The 25,533-nt window shown below is 52.8% G+C and carries 24 protein-coding genes; 3 read left to right on the forward strand and 21 right to left on the reverse strand.

The genetic code is table 11. From position 1 onward, the window contains the following. Nucleotides 1-204: 204 nt before the first annotated feature. The 9 genes from ACYQ2N_RS08090 to argC form a co-directional block, all read right to left on the reverse strand. A complete protein-coding gene (locus tag ACYQ2N_RS08090) occupies nt 205-600 on the reverse strand; it encodes a nickel-dependent lactate racemase family protein (RefSeq protein ID WP_460000489.1) in 396 nt (131 codons plus the stop codon). A gap of 12 nt (nt 601-612) precedes the next feature. Continuing rightward, a complete protein-coding gene (locus ACYQ2N_RS08095; RefSeq protein ID WP_459998698.1) occupies nt 613-849 on the reverse strand; it encodes a hypothetical protein in 237 nt (78 codons plus the stop codon). Between the two features lie 215 nt (nt 850-1,064). Beyond that, a complete protein-coding gene (locus ACYQ2N_RS08100) occupies nt 1,065-1,475 on the reverse strand; it encodes a cell wall-binding repeat-containing protein (protein WP_459998700.1) in 411 nt (136 codons plus the stop codon). A 273-nt stretch (nt 1,476-1,748) separates the two neighbouring features. Continuing rightward, nucleotides 1,749-4,976, reverse strand: coding sequence for a carbamoyl-phosphate synthase large subunit (gene carB / locus ACYQ2N_RS08105; protein WP_459998702.1), 3,228 nt, complete (start codon nt 4,974-4,976; stop codon nt 1,749-1,751). Continuing rightward, nucleotides 4,966-6,198 (reverse strand): glutamine-hydrolyzing carbamoyl-phosphate synthase small subunit, encoded by a 1,233-nt coding sequence (carA, locus tag ACYQ2N_RS08110; RefSeq protein WP_459998703.1) that lies wholly within the window; start codon nt 6,196-6,198, stop codon nt 4,966-4,968. Before carA ends, carB begins: the two co-directional genes overlap by 11 nt. Before the next feature lie 83 nt (nt 6,199-6,281). Continuing rightward, nucleotides 6,282-7,493 carry an acetylornithine transaminase gene (locus tag ACYQ2N_RS08115; protein ID WP_459998704.1) on the reverse strand — a complete coding sequence of 404 codons (1,212 nt, stop codon included), beginning with the start codon at nt 7,491-7,493 and terminating at the stop codon, nt 6,282-6,284. Between the two features lie 23 nt (nt 7,494-7,516). Beyond that, nucleotides 7,517-8,410, reverse strand: coding sequence for an acetylglutamate kinase (gene argB, locus ACYQ2N_RS08120; RefSeq protein ID WP_459998706.1), 894 nt, complete (start codon nt 8,408-8,410; stop codon nt 7,517-7,519). Nucleotides 8,411-8,522: 112 nt separating this feature from the next. Then, nucleotides 8,523-9,815 (reverse strand): bifunctional glutamate N-acetyltransferase/amino-acid acetyltransferase ArgJ, encoded by a 1,293-nt coding sequence (gene argJ, locus ACYQ2N_RS08125; protein ID WP_459998707.1) that lies wholly within the window; start codon nt 9,813-9,815, stop codon nt 8,523-8,525. A 57-nt stretch (nt 9,816-9,872) separates the two neighbouring features. Continuing rightward, nucleotides 9,873-10,901 carry an N-acetyl-gamma-glutamyl-phosphate reductase gene (gene argC, locus ACYQ2N_RS08130; protein WP_459998708.1) on the reverse strand — a complete coding sequence of 343 codons (1,029 nt, stop codon included), beginning with the start codon at nt 10,899-10,901 and terminating at the stop codon, nt 9,873-9,875. Between the two features lie 208 nt (nt 10,902-11,109). Here argC and ACYQ2N_RS08135 point away from each other — a divergent pair, with 208 nt between their 5' ends. After that, complete coding sequence (locus tag ACYQ2N_RS08135; protein WP_459998710.1) at nt 11,110-12,831, forward strand: aldehyde ferredoxin oxidoreductase family protein; 1,722 nt, start codon at nt 11,110-11,112, stop codon at nt 12,829-12,831. A 23-nt stretch (nt 12,832-12,854) separates the two neighbouring features. After that, nucleotides 12,855-13,079, forward strand: a complete 225-nt coding sequence (locus ACYQ2N_RS08140; RefSeq protein ID WP_459998711.1) for a MoaD/ThiS family protein — start codon at nt 12,855-12,857, stop codon at nt 13,077-13,079. Nucleotides 13,080-13,199: 120 nt separating this feature from the next. On the opposite strand, the gene ACYQ2N_RS08145 is transcribed toward ACYQ2N_RS08140, so the two are convergent. The 12 genes from ACYQ2N_RS08145 to ord form a co-directional block, all read right to left on the reverse strand. Further along, nucleotides 13,200-14,378 carry a M20 family metallopeptidase gene (locus ACYQ2N_RS08145; protein WP_459998712.1) on the reverse strand — a complete coding sequence of 393 codons (1,179 nt, stop codon included), beginning with the start codon at nt 14,376-14,378 and terminating at the stop codon, nt 13,200-13,202. Between the two features lie 39 nt (nt 14,379-14,417). Beyond that, complete coding sequence (locus ACYQ2N_RS08150; RefSeq protein ID WP_459998714.1) at nt 14,418-14,723, reverse strand: hypothetical protein; 306 nt, start codon at nt 14,721-14,723, stop codon at nt 14,418-14,420. A gap of 43 nt (nt 14,724-14,766) precedes the next feature. Beyond that, nucleotides 14,767-14,907: an RNA polymerase sigma factor gene (locus ACYQ2N_RS08155; RefSeq protein WP_460000490.1), complete on the reverse strand. Its 141-nt coding sequence runs from the start codon at nt 14,905-14,907 to the stop codon at nt 14,767-14,769. Beyond that, entirely contained in the window at nt 14,908-15,081 is a 174-nt protein-coding gene (locus ACYQ2N_RS08160; RefSeq protein WP_459998716.1) for a hypothetical protein, read from the reverse strand. It abuts the gene before it with no gap. Nucleotides 15,082-15,275: 194 nt separating this feature from the next. Beyond that, a complete protein-coding gene (gene rocF / locus ACYQ2N_RS08165; protein ID WP_459998717.1) occupies nt 15,276-16,178 on the reverse strand; it encodes an arginase in 903 nt (300 codons plus the stop codon). 79 nt (nt 16,179-16,257) lie between these two features. Next, nucleotides 16,258-17,322 (reverse strand): alanine/ornithine racemase family PLP-dependent enzyme, encoded by a 1,065-nt coding sequence (locus tag ACYQ2N_RS08170; RefSeq protein ID WP_459998718.1) that lies wholly within the window; start codon nt 17,320-17,322, stop codon nt 16,258-16,260. 133 nt (nt 17,323-17,455) lie between these two features. Continuing rightward, nucleotides 17,456-18,817 carry a GlmL-related ornithine degradation protein gene (locus tag ACYQ2N_RS08175; RefSeq protein WP_459998719.1) on the reverse strand — a complete coding sequence of 454 codons (1,362 nt, stop codon included), beginning with the start codon at nt 18,815-18,817 and terminating at the stop codon, nt 17,456-17,458. 4 nt (nt 18,818-18,821) lie between these two features. Further along, complete coding sequence (oraE, locus tag ACYQ2N_RS08180) at nt 18,822-21,059, reverse strand: D-ornithine 4,5-aminomutase subunit OraE (RefSeq protein WP_459998720.1); 2,238 nt, start codon at nt 21,057-21,059, stop codon at nt 18,822-18,824. Beyond that, nucleotides 21,056-21,442 carry an ornithine aminomutase subunit alpha gene (locus ACYQ2N_RS08185; protein ID WP_459998721.1) on the reverse strand — a complete coding sequence of 129 codons (387 nt, stop codon included), beginning with the start codon at nt 21,440-21,442 and terminating at the stop codon, nt 21,056-21,058. The genes oraE and ACYQ2N_RS08185 overlap by 4 nt, the downstream gene beginning before the upstream one ends. Nucleotides 21,443-21,456: 14 nt before the next feature. Continuing rightward, the gene (ortB, locus tag ACYQ2N_RS08190; RefSeq protein WP_459998722.1) at nt 21,457-22,890 is read right to left on the reverse strand and encodes a 2-amino-4-oxopentanoate thiolase subunit OrtB; all 1,434 of its coding nucleotides are present in this window, start codon (nt 22,888-22,890) and stop codon (nt 21,457-21,459) included. Nucleotides 22,891-22,918: 28 nt separating this feature from the next. Then, nucleotides 22,919-23,236, reverse strand: coding sequence for a 2-amino-4-oxopentanoate thiolase subunit OrtA (ortA, locus tag ACYQ2N_RS08195; RefSeq protein WP_459998723.1), 318 nt, complete (start codon nt 23,234-23,236; stop codon nt 22,919-22,921). A gap of 37 nt (nt 23,237-23,273) precedes the next feature. Continuing rightward, nucleotides 23,274-24,332 (reverse strand): 2,4-diaminopentanoate dehydrogenase, encoded by a 1,059-nt coding sequence (gene ord / locus ACYQ2N_RS08200; RefSeq protein WP_459998725.1) that lies wholly within the window; start codon nt 24,330-24,332, stop codon nt 23,274-23,276. 341 nt (nt 24,333-24,673) lie between these two features. Between ord and ACYQ2N_RS08205 the strand changes: the two genes are divergently transcribed. Continuing rightward, nucleotides 24,674-25,528, forward strand: coding sequence for a zinc metalloprotease HtpX (locus ACYQ2N_RS08205; protein WP_459998726.1), 855 nt, complete (start codon nt 24,674-24,676; stop codon nt 25,526-25,528). Nucleotides 25,529-25,533: the final 5 nt, after the last annotated feature.

The following is a 25,533-nucleotide window of genomic DNA, read 5'->3' on the forward strand; positions in this document are numbered from 1 at the left end:
AACAGTATAAGCGAAAGCGAAAGCGAAAGCGAAAGCGAAAGCGAAAGCGAAAGCGAAAGCGAAAGCGACAGGACCCCTATTCGTTAGAGGTTCTGTCGCCTTTTTCAAAAGACTATTTTCCCAATACTCAAATTGTACTTTCCTGATCTTATATCCTGTTAAAGAATCTTAGGAAAAGCAAATGTACCTACTTTCCTCCCGCACCTACGGAATCGTCAACGGCCCCAGCGGCATCACCGCAATTTTACAATCCGGGCCGTAGTTAGCCCGCAACTCCTGCACAGTCTGTGCGATATCCGCACATGGCTTAAGCATAGCCTTGCGCACCTGCTCTTCCGGCAACGCAGAGTAGACATAGACATCGGCCCAGAGCTGAATGATGGCTTGCTTCTGAACCTGCCACTGATCGAGCATGGAAAACGAAGGATCATTAATCAGGTCCAAGATTTCCTGAGGAGTAGTGCGCATCTCCAAGATTTTAGCATAGTTGCCATGATTGGGCAGGCCGTCACTACACTCGGCGGCGCAGATAATTGTTCCGCCTTCTTTGACAATTCTCTGGGCGGCACTCGCACATGCTCTAACTCCCGCAGGAGCCAGGGCACCAGCTTGTCAACCTTGTATTAGGGCTTGTTTTTCTGCCTTTTTCAACTGTAGGAGCGCCCGCCAACCCATATACACCCAGACCAGAACAAAAATATGGAAAGCCACCCCGAAATAATCTTTAACCGCCAAAAGAATCAGACAATCTAATCCGTACAAAATCATCCCGGTTAAGTAAGCCCAGCTTCTTTTTTTCCTTGCAAATACCGCCAAAGCGAAAAATGCCATGGTAATCGCATAACTCACTATTCCTGCCACCCACTTGCCCTTTTCTCCGAAAGCCAGGCCAATTCCATCTAGGATCTGGCTTATACCAAGACCGATTACAAATGTTAGTGATAAATTAAAGGCAAGATGGAAAAGAGAATTGAGCAAAGAAAACATACCGACAAAGACAAACCAATTCGCACCGGATATAAGCCGTTTCTCTATTTTGGCCCGCTCAGTTGCTGATTCAGATGCTATTCCGGCATGTCTTTTAAACCCTTACTTGTTTCCTGGGGTAAATAATTTGGGTACGTAAAAATGATTGGGCATTCATCAACCTGACCCGCTAATAGCGCTCCAGCCAAAGCATCAGGATAATCATCACCCCTAGCTAAGAAAACCTTCGGTTTATTTTTCGAGAAAGATGCCCAAAGAGCGTTTGTATCATAAATATTTACCCCGGATATACCGATAGCCCTAGGGTATGATTTTACTGGAGAACTGATTAAATTACCAATAATTAGTACGTCACTCTGCAAGTCGCAAAAACTTTTTTGCGCCATAGTTAGACCAGACTCGGGAACCAGTAAGATCGGAATATTCTCGTAAACTGCTGATGCAGCTACCGTAAGGGCATCGTTAAAGTTATTATCACTAACTAACAAACAATGATAGCTTTTTCATTATTATCCCCATTTCCGCGAAGTTTCGCCAATTGTGATACTTCTTATATGATTCTGACAAATCGCCCTTAATTCATGCCATAACTTGGATTATTTGGGGTTTTTACTGAGAAATGAGTCTTTAGACCCAGAAGAGCCGGGACTTTCGTCCCGGCTCTCTCCAGATGAAGGCAAAGCAACCTGATTGGGTTGCTTTTGCTCATATAGAATGCGAATAGCTAGTGTTTCGTTCCGTCCTTATCTTATTGCTATCTCCTACCTTGCTGCCACAGGATTAATCAAACTCAGATACTCCTGCAAGGACAGCGCATGGGGCTGGGTGTTGCTGCGGATTTCCTGAAGCGCGCGCACCACCGCGCGCGCGGTATCCATCGAAGTGAGGCAGGGCACGCGGTGCTCGGCAGCCAAGCGGCGCAGGAGGTAGCCGGTGCGTTCTTCCGGCTTTCCTTTGGCGGGGGTGCTGAGGATAAAGGAGAATTCCCGGCGGCGCACAGCCTGCTGCAGCTTCTCACTGCCTTCCCCCACTTCCTCCACTTCCTCCACTTGCACGCCGCAGAGAGCAAGAGCTTTGGCTGTATCTCCCGCAGCTTTAACCCCGAATCCCAGGTTTGCGAGCTGGCGTGTAAGAGTCATGGCTTCCGGGCGGTCTTTCTCCGCTACCGTAACCAGGATATCTCCATAGTCCGGCAGCGGCACATTGGAGGCGGCGAAAGCCTTGGCCAAGGCGTGCCCGAACTGGATATCCATCCCTAACACTTCTCCGGTCGATTTCATCTCCGGCCCCAGGGAAGTTTCGACCTTGGTCAGTTTCTCGAAAGAGAAGACCGGGGCTTTAACGACTACAAACGGAACTTCCGGAGCCAGCCCGTGTTTATAGCCCAAATCCTTGAGTTTCGTGCCCAGAGCCACTTGCACGGCCAGACTGACAAGCGGGATTCCGGTCACTTTGGACAGAATGGGCACCGTACGGCTGGCACGCGGGTTAACTTCTAACACATAAACTTTCCCCTGAACCACCACAAACTGGATATTCAAAAGCCCGCGCACCCCGATCCCCTCAGCGATGCGGCAGGTGTAATCCTCAATTTGCATAATTTCATTCGGAGTCAGGCTCTGAGGAGGGTAGACTGCAAAGCTGTCCCCTGAATGCACTCCGGCTCGCTCAATATGCTCCATAATCCCGGGAATTACAGTGCTCTCCCCGTCCGCGACCGCATCAACCTCTACTTCTTTTCCCTCCAAATACTTGTCAACCAGGATCGGGTGTTCCGGGGAGAGATTAATGGCTCGGCGCAGGTACTCTTCCAATTCTTCCACGCGCTCTACCACTTCCATCGCCCGCCCGCCGATCACATACGAAGGACGGACTAAAACCGGAAAACCCAGGTCGGCTGCAATCTCTTTCGCTTGATCCACGGAAATGGCAGCGCGCCCCTCGGATTGCGGGATTCCCAGGCTGCTCAAAAGCTGAGCAAAACGCTCCCGGTCTTCCGCGATGTCGATAGCGTCCACCGAAGTCCCGAAAATGCGCACCCCGGCACGGCTTAAGGGACCGGCGAGATTGATCGCGGTCTGTCCGCCGAACTGGACCAAGACTCCGTCAGCTTGTTCCTTATGGACGACATGAAGCACGTCTTCCGTGGTTAGGGGCTCAAAATACAGTTTATCCCCGGTGTCAAAGTCGGTCGAAACCGTCTCCGGGTTATTGTTAATCATAATGGATTCGACTCCGGCCTCTTGTAAAGCCCAGAGCGCGTGCACGGAACAGTAGTCGAATTCGATTCCCTGTCCGATCCGGATCGGCCCTGACCCTAAGACGACCACTTTCGGACCCGTATGCACTTCGACCTCGTCTTCCTCTTCATAGCTTGAATAATAGTAGGGAGTAGAAGATGCAAACTCTGCGGCGCAAGTGTCTACCGTCTTATACACCGGTACAATTCCTAGGGCAAAGCGCTCCGCGCGTATCTCTTCTTCTTTGTGTCCGGTCAGGCGGGCAACGGCCAGGTCTGAGAACCCCTGAGTTTTAGCCAAGCGGAGAAGTTCAGGAGTGAGCGGACCCTGTTGCAAACCACGTTCCAAACTGACGAGGTCCCTAATCTTATTCAGGAAAAAAGGGTCAATACAGGTCAAGTTCTCCACCTCAGCGATGGTCCAATCACGGCGGAAAGCCTCAGCAACAGCAAAGAAGCGCTCATGGTCAGCCTTGGCCAGCTTGTCTTCGATCTCGATCTCCGTCCAACGCCCGGAATCCGCGATCCGTAAACCAACCGTTCCAACCTCCAGCGAACGCGCGGCCTTAAGCAAAGCCGCTTCCAATGTTCTCTCCAAAGCCATCACTTCCCCGGTGGCCTTCATCTGCGTGCCCAGGCGGTTGTCGGCTGCGGGGAACTTGTCGAAAGGCCAGCGCGGGAACTTCACCACGACATAGTCCAAGGCCGGTTCAAAACAGGCACTGGTGTGCCCGGTAACCGGATTCGTCAGTTCCGGCAAAGTAAAGCCTACCGCCAGCAAAGCTGCCATCTTGGCAATAGGATAACCGGTGGCTTTTGAGGCCAGGGCGCTTGAGCGGCTAACCCGGGGGTTCACTTCAATGACTACATATTCCCGGCTCTTGGGGTTTAGGGCGTATTGCACATTGCAGCCCCCGTTCACCCCTAAAGTGCGGATAATTTTGAGGGACGCGGCCCTGAGCATTTGATACTCGACATCAGTCAAGGTCTGAGAGGGCGCGACGACGATACTGTCCCCGGTGTGAATCCCTACCGGGTCGATGTTTTCCATGTTGCACACCGTAATGCAGTTGTCGGCAGCATCACGCATCACTTCGTATTCGATTTCTTTCCAGCCGGCCACACTCCGTTCGAGCAAACACTGCCCGATCGGGCTGGCCTGCAGCCCGCGCGCCAGAATCTCGTGCAGCTGCTTCTCATTCTTGACGATGCCGCCGCCTGTCCCCCCCAGGGTATAAGCAGGGCGCACAATAACGGGAAACCCATAGCTAAGCGCAAAAGCGTCCCCTTCATCCAAGGTGGTGACAATCGCGCTCTCAGCTACAGGTTCCCCGATTGTAAGCATCGTCTCTTTGAAGGCCTCCCGGTCTTCCGCCTTATAAATCGTCTCGGCATCACACCCGATCAGGTCGACACCGTAACGGGCAAGAATCCCCTGTTTTTCCAACTCCATGGCCAAATTAAGCCCGGTCTGCCCGCCCAGAGTGGGAAGCAGCGCATCCGGCTTTTCTTTGGCGATAATCACGTCCAGCCTTTCCGGAAGCAACGGCTCCAGGTAAATCCTATCCGCCATTTGACTGTCCGTCATAATGGTGGCCGGGTTGCTGTTGACCAGGACTACTTCGAGTCCAACCTCGCGCAGTGCTTTACACGCCTGAGTTCCGGCGTAATCAAACTCTGCTGCCTGTCCGATGACAATCGGCCCTGAACCGATCACCATGATTTTCTTCCACGCCGGATTAAGAGGCATGCTTACCCCTCCTTTCGCTCATCAACTGAGCAAACTCGTCAAAAAGGTAGAGGGAATCATTCGGTCCGGGCCCGGCTTCCGGATGATACTGCACGGAAAAAATGGGCAGTTCCCGGTGTGCCACCCCTTCCACCGTCTGATCGTTCAAGTTGCGGTGCGTCACGATGAGCGGGGTATTTCCCAAACTCTCAGTCCCCACCGCATACCCATGGTTTTGCGAAGTAATATTGACTTTAGCGGTACGCATATCCTGCACCGGCTGGTTCCCGCCCCTGTGCCCAAACTTTAACTTGTAGGTGTCCCCTCCCAGGGCCAGAGTTAAAAGCTGGTGCCCCAGACAGATCCCGAAAACAGGGCGTTCTCCGATTAACTCCCTGATGGTTTCGATCCCTGCTGTAACTACCTTGGGGTCGCCAGGGCCATTTGAAAGGAAAATTCCATCCGGATTAAGGGCTAAGATTTCATCAACCGAGGTATTGTAAGGCACAACCGTTAAGCGGAAGCCTTTCTCCCGCATCGCACGCAAGATGTTCCCCTTTATCCCGAAATCCATTACTACGACGTGATACGGCTCGTCAGCAGTGTCGGGCGCTAATCGTTCCGCTTTCCTTTTCGTATCGGCACTTTTCTCTATCTTTGCCGACTCAGAGCTCACTGACTGTGGGACGTTTGCCCCGGGCAGCGCGGTCCCGGCCGTTCCCGCTTGTTGTGTCAGCGGAAGCGGGGACAATTCATATCTTTCTTTGGTGCTTACCCGCGCTACTACATCTTGGGGCACTTCCCAAGCCTGCAGTTTCTTAACCAATCCGGTCAGGTTCTCCAAGTCAGTGGTAATCACGCCTTTCAAGACCCCGTGTTCACGGATCAGGCGCGTAAGCGCCCTTGTGTCTATCCCTTTGATCCCGACAACCCCGGCTTGAGCCAAAGCCCGGGACAGGTTCTTCTCCAACTGCCAGTGATTCGGGTCGCGCGCAGCTTCTTTAACAATAAACCCCTGCACCTGAATGTTCGTAGATTGGTTATCTGCATGATTGACACCGTAGTTGCCGATTAGCGGGTAAGTCATACAGACAATTTGGCCCGCGTATGAGGGATCAGTTAGCACCTCTTGGTAGCCTGTCATACCCGTGTTAAAAACAACTTCGCCCCAGGTTTCCCCACTGGCACCAAAGGATTCGCCCATGAATATTTTGCCTGTTTCCAAGACCAATGCTGCTTGCATTATTATAAGTCTCCCTCCCCGTGCATTTTCCAACTTTCTTGTTGTGATTAAAATGCATCCTTGGTTCACGGCCTTGTCACTAGTTATCCCCTATAAACTTGCGTCAACACTTCATCTAAGATCACCAGGGCCTGGTCAATCTCCTCTGTGCCGGCAATCAGCGGCGGCAGGAAGCGCAGGGTTTTACCCCCCACACAGTTAATAAGCAGTCCTTTTTGGCGGCAGCTTTCCACGATTTGCGACCCTTTTTCTCCGACCGGAAGCCCGATCATCAGGCCGCTCCCCCGTACTTTTTCAGTTAAGCCGTACTTTGTTGCCAACTCCTGCAGCTTGCGGCTGAAATCCTGTCCCCGCTCCTGCACTCCTTCCAGGAATCCTGGAGCCAGCATAACCTCCAGCACCGCACACCCGACAGCCGTAGCCAAAGGGTTGCCCCCAAAGGTCGAAGCATGGTCGCCGGGCTGAAACCCTGCGGCCGCTTTGTCTGTGGCCAGCATAGCCCCGATCGGCACCCCGCCGCCGAGAGCCTTGGCCAAAGTCATAATATCAGGGGTAACTCCGTTCCACTCATAGGCAAAAAGCTTACCTGTGCGTCCGACTCCGCACTGCACCTCGTCAAAAATCAGGAGGGCTCCGTATTGATCACAGAGTTCACGCGCTTTACGCAGGAATTCCGAGGTGGCCGGATATACTCCGCCTTCCCCCTGAATGGGCTCAATCAAGATCGCCGCTGTGTTCTCGTTCACCTTTTCTTCCAAGCCTGCGACATCATTCAAGTCCACATAAGAAAAACCGGCAGGCAGAGGATCAAACCCATCCTGGTATTTCTTCTGTCCGGTCGCGGTCAAAGTCGCGAGCGTGCGCCCGTGAAAGGAATTATTCAAAGACACAATTTCGTATTTGTGAGGCCCATAGTACTTCTTAGCAAACTTGCGCGCCAGTTTAATCGCACCCTCATTGGCTTCAGCTCCGCTGTTGCAGAAAAACACTTTATCGGCGAAAGAATTCTCCACCAGCTTTTCTGCCAAGGCCACCTGGCTCGGGATCCAATATAAATTTGAAGTATGAAGAATGAGTTCTGCCTGCTTTTGCACCGCTTCTACGATAGCCGGATGGCGGTGCCCCAGTGAGTTTACCGCAATCCCGGTAAGAAAGTCAAGATAACGCTTGCCCTCCAGATCCCAGACCCAGACTCCTTCTCCCCGGGCAATCGCCATCGGCAGCCTGCCATAGGTATTCATCACGGCCGCCTGCCCGCGGCGAATCAGTTCTTCGGTCCCTATATTTTCTAACACTTATTTCCCCTCCAGAAAATAATTTACACAAACATGGTCCCAATCCCGCCGTCCGTAAATAATTCCAACAGAATCGCGTGCGCCAGCCGTCCATCCAGAATATGCACACTGCCGACCCCGCCTGCGAGCGCATCCACACAGCACTCCACTTTAGGCAGCATTCCCCCGCTTAGAACACCTTGCGCGCTTAAAGCAGGAACTTCTTCACGCCGGATGACTGAGATCAGGGATTCAGGATCGTTCACATCCCTTAGGACTCCGCTCACATCCGTGAGCAGCAGGAACTTGTCAGCCTTGAGGGCTTCCGCAATCTTGCCTGCTGCCGTATCCGCATTGATATTGTAGGTCTCTCCCTGCTCCCCTCCGGCCACCGGTGAAATGACCGGAATATAACCCTGGTCGAGCAGACTTTCCACAATGTCCGGAGATACCTTCTGAATCTCTCCCACATAGCCAAGGTCGATCTCTTCCATTTCCCCGTCTTGATTTTTAAGTTGCATCGGCTTTTTAACCGCCTGCAAGAGCTGGGCGTCCTTGCCTGACAAGCCCACCGCCCGGCCCCCGAACCGATTCAGGAGGGAGACGATTTCCGTCGTCAATTTCCCCACGAGGACCATGGCCGCAATTTCCATGGTTTCCGCATCTGTCACCCTCAGCCCCCGGATAAACTGGCTCTCTTTTCCCACTTTCTTAAGCATGGCATTAATCTCCGGCCCCCCGCCGTGGACCAGCACAGGGCGGATGCCAACCGACCGCAGCAGTAAAACATCGAGCATGACGGATTCCTTCAGCACCGGGTCGACCATCGCATGCCCGCCATATTTAATGACGATGGTTTTGCCCGCAAACTTTTGAATATACGGTAAAGCTTCGACCAGTACCCGGGCCTGGTCTAAAGCTTGCTCGCGCGCGCTCATCTCTTCACTCCTAACTTAACCCTATCCTAATCCTTAATGCTTAAACCGTTCCCTAATGGTGTTCTGACTACTGACTACTGACTACTGACTACTGACTACTGTACCTCATTATTTACGTCGTATAGCTCCCGTTGATCTTCACATATTCGTACGTCAAATCACAGCCCCAAGCCGTTGCGGCGGCACTGCCGCCGTTAAGTCTGGCTTCGATCACAATATCTTTCTGAGCCAGCACCTGCTTGGCTTGCTCGTAGGGGAAATCCACCCCGCGCCCACCTTTGGCAACTTGCACCTGCCCTAAATAAATATCCGCCTCTGCCGGGTCGAAATCGGCACCCGCATAGCCCATCGCAGCTAAAATCCGGCCCCAGTTGGGGTCTTCCCCGAACACGGCTGTCTTAACCAGGCTCGAACCACAGACACTCTTCGCAAGCTTGCGCGCATCCTCTTTCGTTTTAGCCCCGGTCACCCGGACCTCAAGAAATTTGCTCGCCCCTTCCCCATCGCGGGCAATCTCCTGCGCCAGCTTAATCGTAAGTGCTTGTACCATCTCCTTGAAGTTGTCCCAGTCAGGGCCGACAGGCTCAATCCCGGATTCCCCGTTTGCCAGGAACAAGATGCAGTCATTAGTGCTGGTATCCCCGTCTACAGTCACCATGTTAAAGCTCTCATCAACCGCTTCCTGAAGCAGGCTTTGCAGCTTGGCGGTAGGCACCTGGGCATCTGTCGTAATAAATCCCAGCATCGTGCCCATATTGGGGTGAATCATCCCTGAGCCCTTGGCCATCGCCCCCAGGCGGATTACCCCGCTCTCACATTCTAATTCACAGGCAAACTCTTTAACTGTGGTGTCTGTGGTCATGATCGCTAACGCCGCTTTATGGGCATTGTCGTAGATGCTCTCATAATCACCGGTGGCTCCGCCCTTAGACCCCTTTTCCCTAACACTCTGCCGCATCTTGTCCACTTCAGCCGTGGCCGCTTCAATCCCGTTTAGAACGGTCGGCAGCGGCATTTCCACCCCGATGACTCCGGTCGAAGCAACGAGGACATCTTCAGCCTCAAGCTTCAGACAGGCGGCAGTCTTAGCGGTCATCTCAGATGCAGCTTTGTCTCCCGCCGCGCCCACACAAGCATTGGCATTGCCGCTATTCATCACCACGGCCTGGGCTCTCCCACTTTGCACGCGTTGCTGGCTCAAGAGCACAGGATGCGCTTTAACCAGACTGCGGGTAAAAACTCCCGCTGCCTGGGCCGGTACCTCTGACAGGATAACAGCCACATCGTATTTATCCCGGTACTTAACCCCGGCCTGAACCCCAGCCGCATAAAACCCGCGTGCTGCTGCGACCCCGCCCGTAATCCATGTCCAATTCTCAGTTTTAGCTTTACTCTTACTTGACATCCTACCCTACGCTCCTCTATCTCAGTCTTCTCAGGCCACATGACTCAATCTCACTTTTTAAGGCCACATCCCTGTGCCGGTAAGCCCCAGCTCTTCCGGCAGCCCGAAAAGAATATTCATATTCTGAATCGCCTGTCCGGATGCTCCCTTGATCAAATTATCAAGCACAGACACCAGCACCGCCCGCCCGGTACGTTTATCCAAAGTCAGCTGCAGAAAGGCGTGGTTGCTTCCGGCCGCGAATTTGGTCTGCGGCCAGGTACCCGGCGGGAGCAGGTGCACAAATTGTTCTCCCTCATAGCTTTGCTGCCAACATGCATGCAGATCCCCTTCTTCTACTCCCGGCTGAACTTCCGCGTATATCGTTGAAAGAATCCCCCTAATCATGGGTACTAGATGCGGGGTGAAGTTTATTCTTACCTCAAGCCCTGCCGCCCGGGAAAGTTCCTGTTCGATTTCCGGAGTATGGCGGTGCTGAGCTACCCCGTACGCTTTAATATTCTCGTTTACTTCCGAATAATGCGTGCCAAGATTGGCCCCTCTGCCCGCGCCTGACACGCCTGACTTAGCATCGACAATGATGCTCTGCGGACGCACGAGTTTGGCCCGCAAGAGCGGAACCAAGGCCAACAAAGTTGCTGTCGGATAACAACCGGGATTCGCCACCAGGGATTTTCCCTTGATCTCTGCCCGGTAAAGCTCAGGCAGACCATAAACCGCTTGCTCAATCAAATCCTGAGCCGGGTGTATGAGTTTATACCACTCTGCGTAAACTTGCGGTTGACGCAGTCGAAAATCCGCTCCCAGGTCGATAACCTTAATCTTTTTGTCCAAAAACTCCTGGGTCCGTGCCGCCGTGAGCCCGTGGGGCAAAGCACAAAAGAGGACATCGAGATCCGGCACTTCTTTTTCATCTTCCAGGACTAACGGCACTTGGCCGTATAAATGCGGAAATATTTCTGCATAAGGCCGCCCGACCACACTGGATGTGCCCAAATATACGATCTCCGCTTGCGGATGTTGTTTTAATAAGCGTACGAGTTCTTGGCCGGTATAGCCTGTTGCTCCTAAAATTCCGATTTTCATCTCAGTCTGTCCCCCAGCAGTTTAGTTTTTGCTTTTTATAATTATACATTCAAGCGCATAAACATTCAATGGATTTTATCAGGGAGGTATCGTTATTTTAAGTCAAATGAAATTCAAACCGCTCACTTATTTTTCCGCATATAAGAACCACGCTCTTAGAATACTAAAGCAAGACTGAATTAAGAAAAGAGCGGAAGGTGGCTGAATCGTGAAAATTTACCGTGTTAACATGTCCGACTTGTCCTTCAAAATTGAGGATATCCCCAAAGAATGGGAACACCTAGGTGGACGGGCTCTGACTTCGGCTATCATAGCCAAGGAAGTGGACCCGACCTGTCACCCCCTGGGTTCCAAAAACAAGCTGATTTTTGCCCCAGGGCTGTTAACAGGGACCATGGCGGCGAATTCCGGCCGCCTGTCAGTCGGCTCCAAAAGCCCTCTAACCGGAGGGATAAAAGAGAGCAATTCCGGGGGCAGCGCTTCGCAAAGGCTGGCCAAGCTTGGTGTTAAGGCTCTTATTATTGAAGGGAAGCCTAAAGAAGCTAAGTTTTACAGCCTTCACGTCGACAAGAACGGCGTAGAAATTAAGGAAGAAACAGAATTCCTGGGCAAAGGCAACTATGAAGTGATTCAAACTCTGGCAAAGCGCCACGGCGAAGAAACCGGAATTATGAGCATTGGCCAGGCCGGGGAACACCTGATGGCAGCCGCCAACATTTCCGTTAAGGACCCCAAAGGCCACATCCGCAGTGCGGGCCGGGGCGGCCTGGGAGCAGTCATGGGGTCCAAGCAGATAAAGTATATTACCCTTGATGGTACAGACGGGCTGGGAGTCGAAATTAAAGACAAAGACAAGTTTAAGGAAGCAGCCAACATCTTTAATAAGGGGCTTGTCCGGCATCCGGTCAGCGGGCAAGCCCTGCCGAAATACGGCACAGATGTCCTGGTTAACATCCTCAATGAAGCGGGCGGGCTGCCGACCAAGAACTTCCGTATGGGCCGCTTTGAAGGCGCGGAAAAAATCAGCGGGGAATCTATGTATGACACGATTATGGAAAGAAAAGGGGATCCGACCCACGGCTGCCACATCGGTTGTGTTATCCGCTGTTCCCAGACCTATAATGATAAAGACGGCAAATACCTTACATCCGGCTTTGAATATGAAACGATTTGGGGTTTTGGAGCCGGCTGCCTGATTGACAATCTCGACATTATCGCCGAAGCCGACCATCTCTGCGATGACTTCGGCATTGACACCATTGAAATGGCTGTGACCATGCAGACCGCGATGGAAGGGGGCGTACTTCCGTTCGGAGATGGGCCCGGCGTCTTAAAACTGTTGCATGAAATTAAAGAGGGCACCCCTCTCGGGCGGATATTAGGCAACGGCTCGGTTATAACCGGCAAAACTTTCGGTGTCACCCGGGTCGCTGCCGTCAAAGGACAAGGAATTCCCGCCTACGACCCGCGGGCAGTTAAAGGAATCGGCATCACGTATGCGACCACCCCTATGGGGGCAGACCATACAGCCGGCTACTCGGTAACTGCTAACATCCTTAAAGTCGGAGGACATGTAGATCCGTTGCGCAAAGAAGGAAGTGTCGAACTCTCGCGCACGCTCCAGATTGCAACTGCTAGTCTGGACAGCGCGGGGCTCTGCATCTTCACAGCTTTCGCCGTGCTCGACTATCCGGAGGTGGCTCATGCGATCGTCGACATGATCAATGCTCAATACGACTTGAATATGACGGACGATGACTGGTTTGAATTCGGGAAAAACGTCCTGCGTACTGAACGCAAATTTAACCAGGCCGCCGGTTTCACCAGCAAAGATGATCGCCTGCCGGAATTCTTCAGCGAAGAACTCCCGCCTCACAATGCAACCTGGGATTTCAGCGGCGAGGAAATAGATGAGGTTTTCAACTTCTAAACAAATAAAAAGGAGGACCCCATATGGATGTAACGGTTAAGCTTTTTGCAGACCTGCGTAAAGGAAAGGAAAAAGAAATCAAAGCCGAACTAAGCGACAACACTACCGTCAGAGATGTAATTCAGAGCCTGGATATTTTACCGGAAGATGTGGCCATTAGCTTCATAAACGGACGTGACGCTAATCAAGATCAGTCCCTCCAGCCGGGCGACACTTTGTCTCTGTTCCCGCCGGTAGGAGGAGCGTAACACCATACCACATACGATCAGAGCCCACTAGTGAGCCAAAACACAGGCAACGCCAATTAAGGGACTGCCCAAGCCGGATAAGCCTGGGACAGTCCTTCTAATTTTGGGGTTGCTCGCCGTTCAGACCCTGCCGCCCTTTTTCTGACGCAATTCTCGTTTGACTTTTTGCAAAAGTTTGACATCTGTTAAAACGTCCCAGCCTGTAAATGCTAAGGCCTGCACAGCCAACATCATCAGGCTTTCCCCTTCATCAGAGATAACGGCACGGGCGAAACTGCGCGTGTGCGGTATCTCCGTCCCGGAACCGAGCATTAAGTACGGATGGATGGATGGGACAACTCTGCTGACATTCCCCATATCCACTGACCCCATCGCTGTTTGCGGAGGGGCGATTTTTCGCACTCCCAACTCACGCAGGTTGTCACTGAAACACTCAGCCAAGGCCTTATTCGTCCACATCTCATCATAAGAGAACTCAAACCTACGCCAGCTCACTTCGGCAGATACCTGAGCAGCCGCTTCCCGGGCACAGCGTACCACCTTTTCCGTTAGCTCGTTCAAATCCTTACGCCGCGGAGCCCTCAGGTAAAACCTGGCCACCGCCCTCTCCGGAATAATATTGGGCGCAACCCCGCCTTCCGTAATAATCCCGTTAATCCTGACATCATCCGCAACTTGCTCTTTCAATTCCCGCACAGCCATAAAAAAGTCAATAAGCCCGTCAAGGGCGTTAATTCCATAATAAGTGGCAGCTACAGCGTGGGCTGCTCTTCCGACAAACGTAAACTCCAAGGCATCAAGGGCAAGAGAGGAGATCTCAGCTACATTTTGACTTCCGGGATGAAACATCATCGCCGCGTCAATTTCCTTGAAAACCCCTTTCTCCACTAAAGTCACCTTAGCGCCGCTGGTTTCTTCGGCTGGAGTTCCTACCACCAAAACTTCACCCGGAAGTTCAATGCTTTTGCTCAGAACCACCGCTGCCCCCGCCGAACTGGCTCCGATTAAGTTATGCCCGCACCCATGCCCAACCTCGGGTAAAGCATCATACTCAGCCAAAAATGCAAGGCGCGGCCCGGGGCGTTTTCCTTTGTAGGAAGCCAGAAATGCCGTTTCCATGCCTCCAAGCCCACGCTCAACCCTGAACCCGTGTCTGGTTAAGAACTTGCTCAGTAAATCCACTGCCAAAAATTCCTGATAGCCAAGTTCCGGGTGCTCCCCGATGCTTTTCGCTACCTCCCAGATCTCCCTACGCAAATTCTGCGCTTGGTCCTTAAAAAACCCCTTAATTGCATCCATTAGCTTTATCCCATCTCTCTCTTTGTTGTCCTTGTCCCTCTAGTTCGCCGAAGGTGTCCTTATTTCAGTTATACACATCAGGAGTATGACTGTTACTCCAGTCAGCGCCCAGGAATACTCCTGCCAAATTAACTCCATCCCTTTAACCATCGAAACCAACAAGTTTAGCTTTGGCACGAAAAACTGCCATAAAGCCCCCATCCCCGTGAGCCACAATAGTCCCAGGAGGAGAAGCCCTGCTACCAGGATGCTTCCCCCCAGCCCCAGCACCAGCCCCCAGCGACGCCGCTGGGCCAAGAGGAGTGCTTCCTCAAAATCGACCGGTTGGGCGAAGATCTGGGCCATAACATTAGCTTGTAGTTTATTTAACAGATTATCCGGGATATCTTTATCTTGAAATAGTTGAGTCCACGAAATTTCGCTGTCCGTTATAATATCCCTCCTTAGCTAATAACTGTCTGAGTTTTTCTTTTCCCCGGTGGAGGTAAGTCTTGACACTGCTTACCGGAACCCCGAGCACCTGAGCAATTCAGTCGAATACATCCTGTTCCGAAGGCAAGACCCGCCGCAGAAAATGCCACAGCGGCTCTTGGTAACGCTCAACCAGCAAGGCATACTGCTCATGATTCCCCGCAAGTACCTGGCGAATAATTTCTACATCTTCCAATTCTTCGGCCGCTCCAATCAGTAAGGTAAAAGACACTATCCAGGGCTTCTATAGTTAGTACGCCAAGCTCTGCCTGAAAGTTTCATAATTTCGCAAATTTTAGGCATGCGCTGAGTTAACAAGTTTCCTGAATTCTCATGAGTTTCATAAAGTTCATGGGCCAATTATTTTCATTTTTCTTTTGAATCTAATTTTAGCCCATTTCCATAGGGCTCTGCAACCTAATGTATCTAATAAATCCGTTTGCCAAATGCTGAACAAATAAGGCCCACGGCCAGCTCTGCCGTTTTGTTCTGAATATCCAGGATCGGATTTACTTCCGCCACATCCATACTTATCAACAACCCGGACTCAGACACCAGTTCCATGCCTAAATGAGCCTCCCGGTAGTTAATACCACCCTTCACTGGAGTGCCGACTCCGGGTGCTTCTGCCGGGTCTATGACATCAAGGTCAAAACTGACATGAATACCATCCGTTCCGGTGGCAGCGATCTCAATACTCCGGGACATAACTTCTTTCATCCCTAATTGATCAATGTCACTCATGGTAAAAACAGTGATCTGGGAACGGTGTAAGGCCGCACGCTCCTCCGGGTCAAAATCACGGGCTCCGATAATCACGGTGTTTTGCTCCCGTATTTTCTGATGAGTTCCGCCAATCACGGTCAGTTCGTTTGCTCCGATTCCGTTAGCTACCGCCAAAGGCATCCCGTGGATATTGCCGCTGGCCGTCGTTTCCGGCGAGTTGTAATCCCCGTGCGTGTCAAACCAGATCACTCCAAACTTACGGTCACCTGCCGCCACTCCGGCCAAAGACCCTATCTCAATACTGTGGTCCCCACCCAGTACCAGAGGAATAGTGCCATCTGCCAAAGCCCGGGCCACAGCCTCTTGCAGTTCTTCACTCACTTTTACAATCTCGGGTAGATATTTTAGCTGTTTATCTTTAATCTCACGCGTCTCAGGCACGGGTACATCCAGATTGCCCATATCTTCAACTTCCCAGCCCAAACGCTGCAAACGGGCGTTGAGCCCGGCATAGCGGATAGCGCTCGGCCCCATGTCCACCCCGCGCCTGTCCGCGCCCAGGTCGATGGGCACCCCGATAATTCTGATTTTTCTCTTACTCATCACACTGCCCCCAGTCTAAACCTCTTTCAGCCGCTTCTATTATGCTTTTTACCCCTCAGTTTTTATGCAAATGCTTAAGTTATTTTACGAACCTCTTATGCACGTAAGGAGAAGTCATCGCGCCCAAGAGCCCGGCATAGCGCAGATTAAACTCAAGCACTGATCCTACACTCAACTCAGGTGCGTTCGTTAAATCAAGGATAAGGTGGTCTGAACTTGCCCCAAATATTTTAAGGCGCTCATCCCGCGGGCTAATTCCTTCAGGCGGGACATCCTGTCTGCCCAAAGCCAGAATTGCGCGGCGGCGCCACCCTTCATCTTCAAATTCCGGAGTTTCTCCGAACGCATCCTGGCCGATATGGCCAACCGGCACAGTGGGTTTATCCTGGGATTCGAGTACTTCAGCCCTCAGGACGAACGCATCAGGAGCAGCACCCGGGAGGAGTTGGCGCTTGACCGTTTCTCGTCCCAGCAAGATTCCTTCTCCGATTCGCAGTTGGTTAATTCCTTGGGTCAGTTCCCCCTTCAAAAGCAAAGGGAGGCTGGCTGAGTTTCCTCCTGAGATTACCTTAAGGTGCAGCCCGCATCCTTTCTCCAACTCCCCGGCTAGTTCTACAAGCTGTCCGAGATTTTTGGCGTTCGGAATCACACCCCCGTAGCAGGCCAGGTTCGCTCCCAGCCCTTCCACGATAAGACCAGGCATGTTCTGGGCCTCCTGAGCTAATTCGGGCAAATTCTCAGCCCAGATCCCTTCACGCAGATCCCCCAGGTCAACCATCAGGATCACCCGGTGCGTCTTGCCCTGACGTTTGGCTTCCTGGCTCAAAGCTCTCAGTACCTTCAGCTCGGAATTTAGGCTAACCTCGGCCAAGCGCACCGTATCCTCAACTTGGGAAAGACCAGGCAGGCGCAAAAGCATTAAAGGGACATTCGGGAAATGTCGGCGCAACCGTTCCAGGTTCTCAAGCCGAGCATCAGCCAGCATTTTTACCCCAGCACGGAGTATTGCCCCCGCTATCTGCGGTTCAGCCAACACGGCCTTGGTCACAGCCACAACCTCAATGCCGGCCTGGTGAGCCAAGCTTAAGACGGTTTTGGCGTTATGTTCGACTTTTTTAAGGTCTATTACTATTTCAGGCAGCATCTAAAACCCACCCCATGTTCGATGTTCGTGGTTCGATATTGGATTCCAAGTATCATATATTGATGACTAAGGACATTCAAAAATCGTTTTCCCATTGTTTAATTAGTGGTTGCCGTTTGGGCAACCTGATCGTCTAGTTTTCGATTCCGAAGGATTCCTGTAAAAGCTTCCAAGCTCCGGCTCTGTGCTCGCCGGCAATAGCCCCCAGCGCTGCCATGATATAATCGCGGTCAAGGAAAAAGGCCACATCCCCGCGCGGGAGCAGGTAGTCTCCAGGGCCCTCCACACTTGCGCTCACTATCTGCAGGCCATTGGGCAGACGGGTTAAAGCCCCCCCGGTTCCGAGCACCCAGCGCACGCGCACCAAATCCCTGCCTTCGACACGGGTAATTCTGCCGCCACTTCCGTAAAAATGCCGTAAGCGCCCACTGTGGCGCACAAGCGCGGTCCGCGCCGCAAAAGAAGTTAACTCCCGGCTCAAGGCTATTTCCTCTGCGGTCTCCGGCATTGCCTTTAAGTGCTTAGCCCACTCTGGGCCGTGGTGCTTCTTAAGCACATCTTCCCCGATCAAATCGACCACATGGCGGGCATTGACATAAACCCCCAAATCCCCTTCGACCGTGCGCTTGGCCAGTGGTTCGGGGGCGAGAGCAAGTTTCTGGTTTTCCTCACTGCCGGCAGTCACAGAATGGACATCCGTTGTAGCCCCACCGACGTCAAACACCAACACATCTCCCACTTCCTCATACACGAGCAGAGCCGCCTGCATGACTGCCCCCGGAGTCGGGCGCAGCGGCTTGTTTATTATCTGCCTGATTCCCTGCATGCCCGGAGCTTCCGTAATGTGTTCTTCAAACACTTCCTGAATCACTTTTCTGGTCGGCTCTACATTGAGTTGATCGATATCCGGGTAAACATTAGGCACTACTTTCACCGTTAAGCCAACTGTGCTCAGAGTTGAGGAGACTGTTTTAGCTGCAGCACTGTTGCCCGCATAAATCACCGGAATCCGCCAGTCTACTTCCTTGAACCACACGGCCAGCCGTTGCGCATTTTCCGTGACCAGCTTGCGGTCTCCGTGATCCACTCCGCCCGCTAACAGCATAATATTGGGACGAATATTTACGATTTCCTCCCAATCCTCCCGCGTCAGTTCCCCAGCAGTCTGGTAGCGCACCACCGCCCCTGCTCCCAAGGCTGCTTCCCGAGCAGCTCTTGCCGTCATTTCAGGCACTAGGCCGTGTACCGTCATTTTAAGCCCGCCTGCTGCCGAACTGGTAGCGTAAAAGGGGACCCCTCCCAGCTCCCCTACCGGCCCGATCTTTGCTTCCAGATCTGTAACCGCCTGGCGCAGTCCCACCCCCACATCCCCCTCGGCAACCGTCGTGGGGGCGAGCCCTTGGGCTAAGAATTTCGGATTCTCGGTATCCAAACCGACAAATACATTAACAATCGTGGTGGTGCTCCCAATTTCCGCGACCAGCACTTTCTCCATATTCTCACCCCGGATTCGATATTCGATGTTCGATGTTCGTGGTTCGTTGTTGCTCCCGCAACTTAACTAAAAAGCTGGCGACTTCTATCCCCTTGGTGCCCCGCCCAAAACCACCGTCCATGCCCCAAGCTTTCGCCAATTCCGGCTTAACTTGAGTACCACCGCCCAACAGAATGAAGCGCTCCCGCACCCCACGCTCGACACAGAGCTGGTGCAGACGCTCCATATTGAGTCTGTGCACTTCCCCATGAGTAATAATGGTACTGATTAAAATTGCATCAGCCCCCACTTCCAGCGCTGCATCCACAACCTTGCTCACCGGTACGGAAGTACCCAGATAGTGAAACTTGATCCCGAACCCTTCAATTCCCCCGTGCTTAATGTCGAGAATCTCCCTTAACCCCACAGAATGCTCATCTTCCCCTACAGTGGCCGCCACCACATGCAGCGGCTCTGCGGCAATCTTACTCCTGATTTCTTCAGGGCTCAAAACTTCTTCCTTGGCCGGTATTTTCAAAGCCTTGGGATCAATCTTAATATTTATTTTTCCTTTGATTTCCACCAATGTCCCCTCAGCCGGGTGAAGCACCTGCTTGTGAATCACTTCCGCATCCTCTAAGTTCATGTTCTTCGCTATTTCCAGTGAAGCAAAATGGGCAGTACGCTCATCTGTCGGCAAAAACATGGTGACACTGACAATCCCGTCCCCTGCCCATTCCACTTCCGGCCTTAGGACTTGCGCATGGAACGGCCGGCTTCTTTCTAGCCTTTTGTCCACATTGTCCTCGGGGTCAAACTCGTCGATAAACTTTATTTTCTCCGGAACACACAGGGTGCACCCGTCAATGGCAGCACAGGGATGCTCATAGTCTGCGGGCACGTGGTTAGTCCCGTAATGCGCGCACACAGGGGCAAAATAATCCTCTGCCCGCTCCACCACCTCGAAGCCGATGCCCCCCTTATGCTCCCTGGCGATACCATCTCCCTTGCGTTCAGGATAAAAACCGGAATCAACGAAAAATCCCTGGCTCACAGCCTCAAAATATCCCCCGGCAGCGAGTATTTCTTCGAGAAAGAGAACCGCCCTTTCCTTAAGCTCCCTTACCTTGGCCCCCACAGCCCCAGCGCGCTTTATTTCCAGTATCTCCTGCAGGCCGTCTAACCCCAACAAGGCCTGTTTGGCAGTGTTGATTGCCTGAATAGAGTTATAATGCCAGGGAACATTGCGTCCCTCATCCGGGGTGATTGTACTCTGGATATCAGCCGAAGTGAGTCTGGAGAGGAGCACATTTAAAGTATGCGTGACCGTTGCTTCACGCGTGTCTGATCCAATATACTTGGTGTTCATTTGCGCCCGCATACGGTACCCTTGAAAAAGCTCTCTCAGAGCCACGGCATATGGTAAATCCAGCCGCAGGGCGGGAGCAGGAGGAGCAGTCGGCGGTACCGTGGAGAGTGCAATCCGGTCCTTGGGCATCCCTACTGAAGTAGAGTAGGCGCAGTTCAAAGCATGCTGTACCAAAAGTTCAGGCATTACTTTCCACGCCTCACGGGCCGTGGCATTGGCATTATGCGCCCCGTCAATCTGGACCATTTCCCCCCAGTTCATGACCGTCTTGGCCTCGGCCGCATCCACAAAGGAACGGACAGCATTGATATTGCGATAGAGCACATTGTATTGCGGGTCCTGGTGCGCTCCGTTTACCCCTTCCTCCGCAAAGAGCACCGCAACCTCCGGTCCTGCCACCCCGCTCACATAGGAATGGAGATTGACCGGGCGGCCCACTTCATCCTCCATTAAATCCAGGGCCTTGCGCGTGGCCCGCAGCTGCTTGCGGCTGATGGGGACCCCTCCGACACCCTCCGGGGTGCCTTCGATCAAACCGTCAAAATGGCTCTGGCCCGCTGTGCGAATCACCATGATGTGGTCGGCCCCGTTAAACACAGCCATGCGCATACGCCTCAGATCATCTTCAAAGCGACCGGAGGCAATTTCAGAAGTTATGGTGCACTCGGGCTGCGGGTCAATTCCACCGAAAAAACCGGCCGCCGGGAGCGCTTGACCTGATTTAAGTCCCTCTGAAACCTGCAGGTATGTAAAGGGTCCCTCATTTTTGACCGGCACTGCTATACGCCAGCTCCAGCCGCGCCGTCGTGGGCAGTAATGTTTGAGATCAGCGAGTATATTATCAACGTCCAGCTTTGCTTCCGGGGAAAATTTGTTCACGTCTTCTGTGCTCATAGGCCATACCCCCCGCCACGCCCCTCGCCCAAATAAAGTCCAAGCTCATCCCAGCCTTCCCCGCGCGCCAGTTCCGTTCCGGCCTGGTCGATCGTTAGATTCTTTAATTTGGCATAACGCCAAACGCAGTGCCCGGCCCCATGCCCGAGCAGCCCTTTGCCCAGCGCATGCTTGACAACACCCTGGGTCGTAGGGCTGTCCAGACCCATGCGCAAAAGCACCGAGCGCTCAAGCGAGGGTGTGGTATGAGTGCGCGCTAAATCCAGCAAAGGCCGTACAACTTCATGTGCCAGTTGCCAAAAGCGCTCCCCCAGTTCCTCCTCGCTTAGGTTAGCCAAGTGTTGCCGTCTTACGGCATAATCATCTCCCCGTGCTTGCGCCATCTCTTAAGCCCCCTTTACTGCTTATTACTGTGGTTTCTGTCCCGCGCCAGAAAAGCCCGCTCCTGCTCTACGCGCGAGCGCCCCCAGCGCGTTTCCTCGGCCAGAAAGAGGATGTCTTCCTCCGTTAATTCCGCTGCCCCGGCCCGCGCCAAGGAGTTCTTCAGATAGCTATGGCGGATTTGATCAAGGTCGAGCTCTACCGTCCGAATCTGATTCGGATGCTCCGGGATAATGATACTTTCCCCCGGCACGCTTGCACGTGGGTCTCCCCGTTTCACTTCAATCCCGTTTTCCCGGGCGAATGTTAACTGGGCCTGCGGATGTTTGCCAGCCCCTGTATATTCAGTTTCCTGGACCACGATTATTTGCTCTTCGTTCATCCCCTGGGCCAGGGAAAACGCCGCCGCCAACGAGGTATTTCCTGCCGGACCCCGCTCCAGCCCTTCAAGCTGGGCTAAGGCCTCCGTAATATAAAAGGCCTCCCCTTGGGTGACTGTCACATAGCGATCCAAATATCTTAAAGGCCTGGCGGCATTGCGCGGGACATCCGCTCGGTCCGGCCACACCGCAAACGGCAGCCCAAACCCGGTATGCCCGGTGGTGAATGATTTGCGATTAAAATCGCGGTCACTGGCCATATGCAGCCCGGTCAGATCGATGCTGGCCCCGATAACCGCAGCCTTACAGCCGACTTTTCTCAGCCCACGAGCGGTTCCGGTCACATTCCCACCCCCGGCATGGGTGACTACAACCACGTCGGGGTCGCGACCGGTAATTTCTCTGATCTGCGTAACCAACTCCCAGCCCAGGCTTTCTACCCCGGCAATCCCAAAAGGAGTGTACAGAGAGGCATTGAAAAATCCGGTCTCTTCCAACAGCATCAGAAAAACATAAAACAGCTCCGGCCCCACGGAAAGTTGGATCACTTCCGCCCCATAGGCTTCACAAGCCCTGCTCTTTTCAATGATTTCCGGCTGCCCCCGCCCCTGGGAATCAAAAACCTCCTGCACAATAATGCAGTCGAGGCCGCGCATCGCCGCCTGGGAAGCAACTGCCGCCCCGTAATTGCCGGAGGTGGCGGCCATCACCCCAATGTATCCCCGCTTCTGCGCTTCATACACAGAGAGCGCTGCGCGCCGGGCCTTAAAGCTTCCGGAAGGGTTCGCAGCCTCATCTTTAACAAAGATCCGGGCTCCTTTCCCTTGCGGTGCGCAGCGTCGCGCCAAAGCCGTGAGGTTGTGAAGTTCCAACAAGGGAGTATCCCCGACTCCGGTCGCTTTTTGAATCCGGCGCGCCTCTTCTAAGGAGTAGGCTACGGTTTTCATCATCTCTTCATAAGCGAAGGCGATCTTGCCCCTCTCAAACAGGGAATAATCGATGCCGCTCGACTTATGCAGGATCTCCCCTTTGCGAGCCATTACGTCTGCGTAACTAAGATGAGAACTCATGTTATCACCACCGTCAATTCATACCAGTCTATTTGCCCCGCAGCAGTTCCGCCAATTTCTCCCTGATCTGTAGAAGTTCAGGCTGCGGCCTGCCAAATGTATGGGCGTAACGCGGCTCGGTAGCAAGCATACGTCCTTCCACTTCGCGGCCAATACGGGTTTTAATCCTGACTCTCTCACCCACCTGGGCGCTCTCATTAAGCAAAAAACCGCGTACCCGCATTTCTAAAGGCACGGCTTGCGTATCAGGAGGAATCTGGGGCGCACGCTCCCCGGGCGTTAATATCTCCTTCCAAATCTCAACCCAGTCTCCCTTGCGGGCTAAGTCTCTTAAAGTTTCTGCCATTAATTTTTCATCCCCTATGCATTTTGATTGCTTATTTTTATTCCTGGCCTGTTCTCCAGGCGCTAATCTCTCTTAAATCCCCTAAGACTGCGGCCGGTACCGGCACTTCCGCCATACTGAGCAGCCCTGGCCGCGCCGCGATCACCTGAGGAATCATATTAACAGCCATGGCAATCGTGCCTAAGCCGCCGGGGATTTCCGGCTTAATTGCCAGCTTAATTTCAGGCACCCCTTCAATTTCTATGTAATCCCCCGTAGCTACCCCTCCAAGCTGGGGCAAAATCTGCTGTGGGTGAACCAGCTCGATCCGGGCTTCCCCCGCCACATATCCGCTGGCAGTATGATAACAGCCCGCCACCTGCCCGGGTTCAACCTTTACATGTTGTGTTTCCCGCCTAACTTTCGAGACGATCGGACGGCGTTCTTCCTCAATCCTCTCAATTTCCCAACCCAAAGCCCGGGCAATCATATGAATAGACTCTTGAAACCCCACATGCCCGACAATCTCACCGCTGGCAAGCCCCTGTTCAAATTCTGTGACCGTAGTCCCCACACCTTGCGTATGCATAACCGTGGGGCCAAACGGGGAGAGATCATTAACCCTTGTGGCCTTAATGCGCCGGACTTCCTGACACGGGCCGGTTAAGGCCAGGATGAGCGTATCCAGCACAAAGCCTGGATTAATTCCGGTCCCGAGTACACTTACCTCTTGTGCCTTAGCCCGGTTGTCTATTTCCAAAGCCAGCTCCGGAGCCTGTACCCACGGATAAGACATTTCCTCGGCAATTGTGATGATGTTTAGCCCCTGCCCAACCCCGGCGTTGATCTCCTCCACAACCTCTTGCGTAAACGAGGAAGTCGCCAAGAGCATAACCTCCGCCTGCTCAGGCCAATTTCCACCAACTGTAGGAGGAAACTCTACTTTCACCCCGTAATTTTCCAAGCCCAATAATTCCCCAAGATCTTTCCCTGCCTTAGTGGGATCGCGATCAAAAGCAGCGACAACCCGGACCCCTTTTTTCTTCAACAACAGACGGGCAATCCCACTTCCCATCGCCCCCAAGCCCCAGAGTACAATCTTAATATCCGGCCTCATTCCGCTTCCCCCCATCTTGATTCAACCCTAGCATCTTCGGATTGCGTAAATCCTATTCTTTTCGAAAATGCTGCCTAAGCGGTAATTCTGACAGGTGCCCTCAGTTTTTTTACCTCTAAACCCATTTCCTTATAATATGCAGTTTTCCCCTCTTGACGATGTTGTCCTTTTCTAATAATATAATAAGTACAATATGTTAAAGGGGAGTAGCTCTCACAGCAAGGTCGTCAGTACGGGTCGATGAGACCCCGGCTTTGTTGGCAACGCTGAACGTTGTAGGCCAGACCTTTACCTTCTTAGGGTAAAGGTCTTTTTATATAATTTAGAGGGGAGATGATTTGATGAACGGATTAGGCAATCAACTGAAAACTATAACTCTGATGAGTGTCTTAACAATTCTGGTAATTCTTATCGGAAGGGGCCTGGGCGGAGAGCAAGGAATGATTATAGCCTTTATCTTTGCCCTGATCATGAACGGGGGGAGCTACTGGTTTAGCGATAAAATCGCTTTAACCATGACCCGCGCTGTTCCGCTTAGCAGGGAAGAGAATCCTTATCTTTATGAAATAATAGAAAGGCTCGCTTATCAAGCCGGACTTCCCATGCCCAGAGTGTATGGGATTCCCTCAAACCAGCCCAATGCTTTTGCCACCGGGCGCGATCCGGCTCATGCCGCCGTGGCTGTAACTCAGGGCTTGCTTCAGATTCTGAGCCGCGAAGAATTGGAAGGAGTGCTGGCCCACGAACTGGCTCACATCAGAAACCGCGATGTTTTGATCAGCACGACGGCTGCCGTCATGGCCGGAGTTATCACCACCGTCGCCAACTGGGCGCAGTGGGCCTTGATGTTTGGCGGCCTCGGAAGTGATGACGACGAAGGCTCAGGCCTGGCAGCGCTGCCCTTAATCATCCTCGGCCCTCTTGCCGCCATGCTCGTACAGATGGCTATCTCACGCTCACGCGAGTATCTCGCAGATTCCACCGGAGCGGAAATCGCCGGCCAGCCCTACGGCTTGGCTAGTGCCCTTGCTAAATTAGAGCGCGCTTCCACCATGGTGCCGATGCAAGTGAACCCCGCGGCCAGCCATCTCTTTATCGTGAATCCTTTGCATGGGCAAAGGCTTATTTCTCTGTTCAGCACACATCCTCCGATCCCGGAGCGGATTAAGCGCCTCAACAGCATGGATTTGCGTTAACGGGA

The organism is Paradesulfitobacterium aromaticivorans (assembly GCF_054657415.1).

Coding starts and splice junctions, on each gene's coding strand:
- carB (WP_459998702.1), bottom strand. CDS start 4,976: ATGCCTCTTAATCCGGCGTGGAAGAAAATCATGGTGATCGGTTCAGGG.
- ACYQ2N_RS08150 (WP_459998714.1), bottom strand. CDS start 14,723: ATGGCCCAGATCTTCGCCCAACCGGTCGATTTTGAGGAAGCACTCCTC.
- ACYQ2N_RS08205 (WP_459998726.1), top strand. CDS start 24,674: ATGAACGGATTAGGCAATCAACTGAAAACTATAACTCTGATGAGTGTC.
- ortA (WP_459998723.1), bottom strand. CDS start 23,236: ATGGCAGAAACTTTAAGAGACTTAGCCCGCAAGGGAGACTGGGTTGAG.
- oraE (WP_459998720.1), bottom strand. CDS start 21,059: ATGAGCACAGAAGACGTGAACAAATTTTCCCCGGAAGCAAAGCTGGAC.
- ACYQ2N_RS08175 (WP_459998719.1), bottom strand. CDS start 18,817: ATGGAGAAAGTGCTGGTCGCGGAAATTGGGAGCACCACCACGATTGTT.
- rocF (WP_459998717.1), bottom strand. CDS start 16,178: ATGAGTAAGAGAAAAATCAGAATTATCGGGGTGCCCATCGACCTGGGC.
- carA (WP_459998703.1), bottom strand. CDS start 6,198: ATGCAAGCAGCATTGGTCTTGGAAACAGGCAAAATATTCATGGGCGAA.
- ACYQ2N_RS08145 (WP_459998712.1), bottom strand. CDS start 14,378: ATGGATGCAATTAAGGGGTTTTTTAAGGACCAAGCGCAGAATTTGCGT.
- argJ (WP_459998707.1), bottom strand. CDS start 9,815: ATGTCAAGTAAGAGTAAAGCTAAAACTGAGAATTGGACATGGATTACG.
- argC (WP_459998708.1), bottom strand. CDS start 10,901: ATGAAAATCGGAATTTTAGGAGCAACAGGCTATACCGGCCAAGAACTC.
- ACYQ2N_RS08185 (WP_459998721.1), bottom strand. CDS start 21,442: ATGGCGCAAGCACGGGGAGATGATTATGCCGTAAGACGGCAACACTTG.
- ACYQ2N_RS08140 (WP_459998711.1), top strand. CDS start 12,855: ATGGATGTAACGGTTAAGCTTTTTGCAGACCTGCGTAAAGGAAAGGAA.
- argB (WP_459998706.1), bottom strand. CDS start 8,410: ATGAGCGCGCGCGAGCAAGCTTTAGACCAGGCCCGGGTACTGGTCGAA.
- ortB (WP_459998722.1), bottom strand. CDS start 22,890: ATGAGTTCTCATCTTAGTTACGCAGACGTAATGGCTCGCAAAGGGGAG.
- ord (WP_459998725.1), bottom strand. CDS start 24,332: ATGAGGCCGGATATTAAGATTGTACTCTGGGGCTTGGGGGCGATGGGA.
- ACYQ2N_RS08170 (WP_459998718.1), bottom strand. CDS start 17,322: ATGCTGCCTGAAATAGTAATAGACCTTAAAAAAGTCGAACATAACGCC.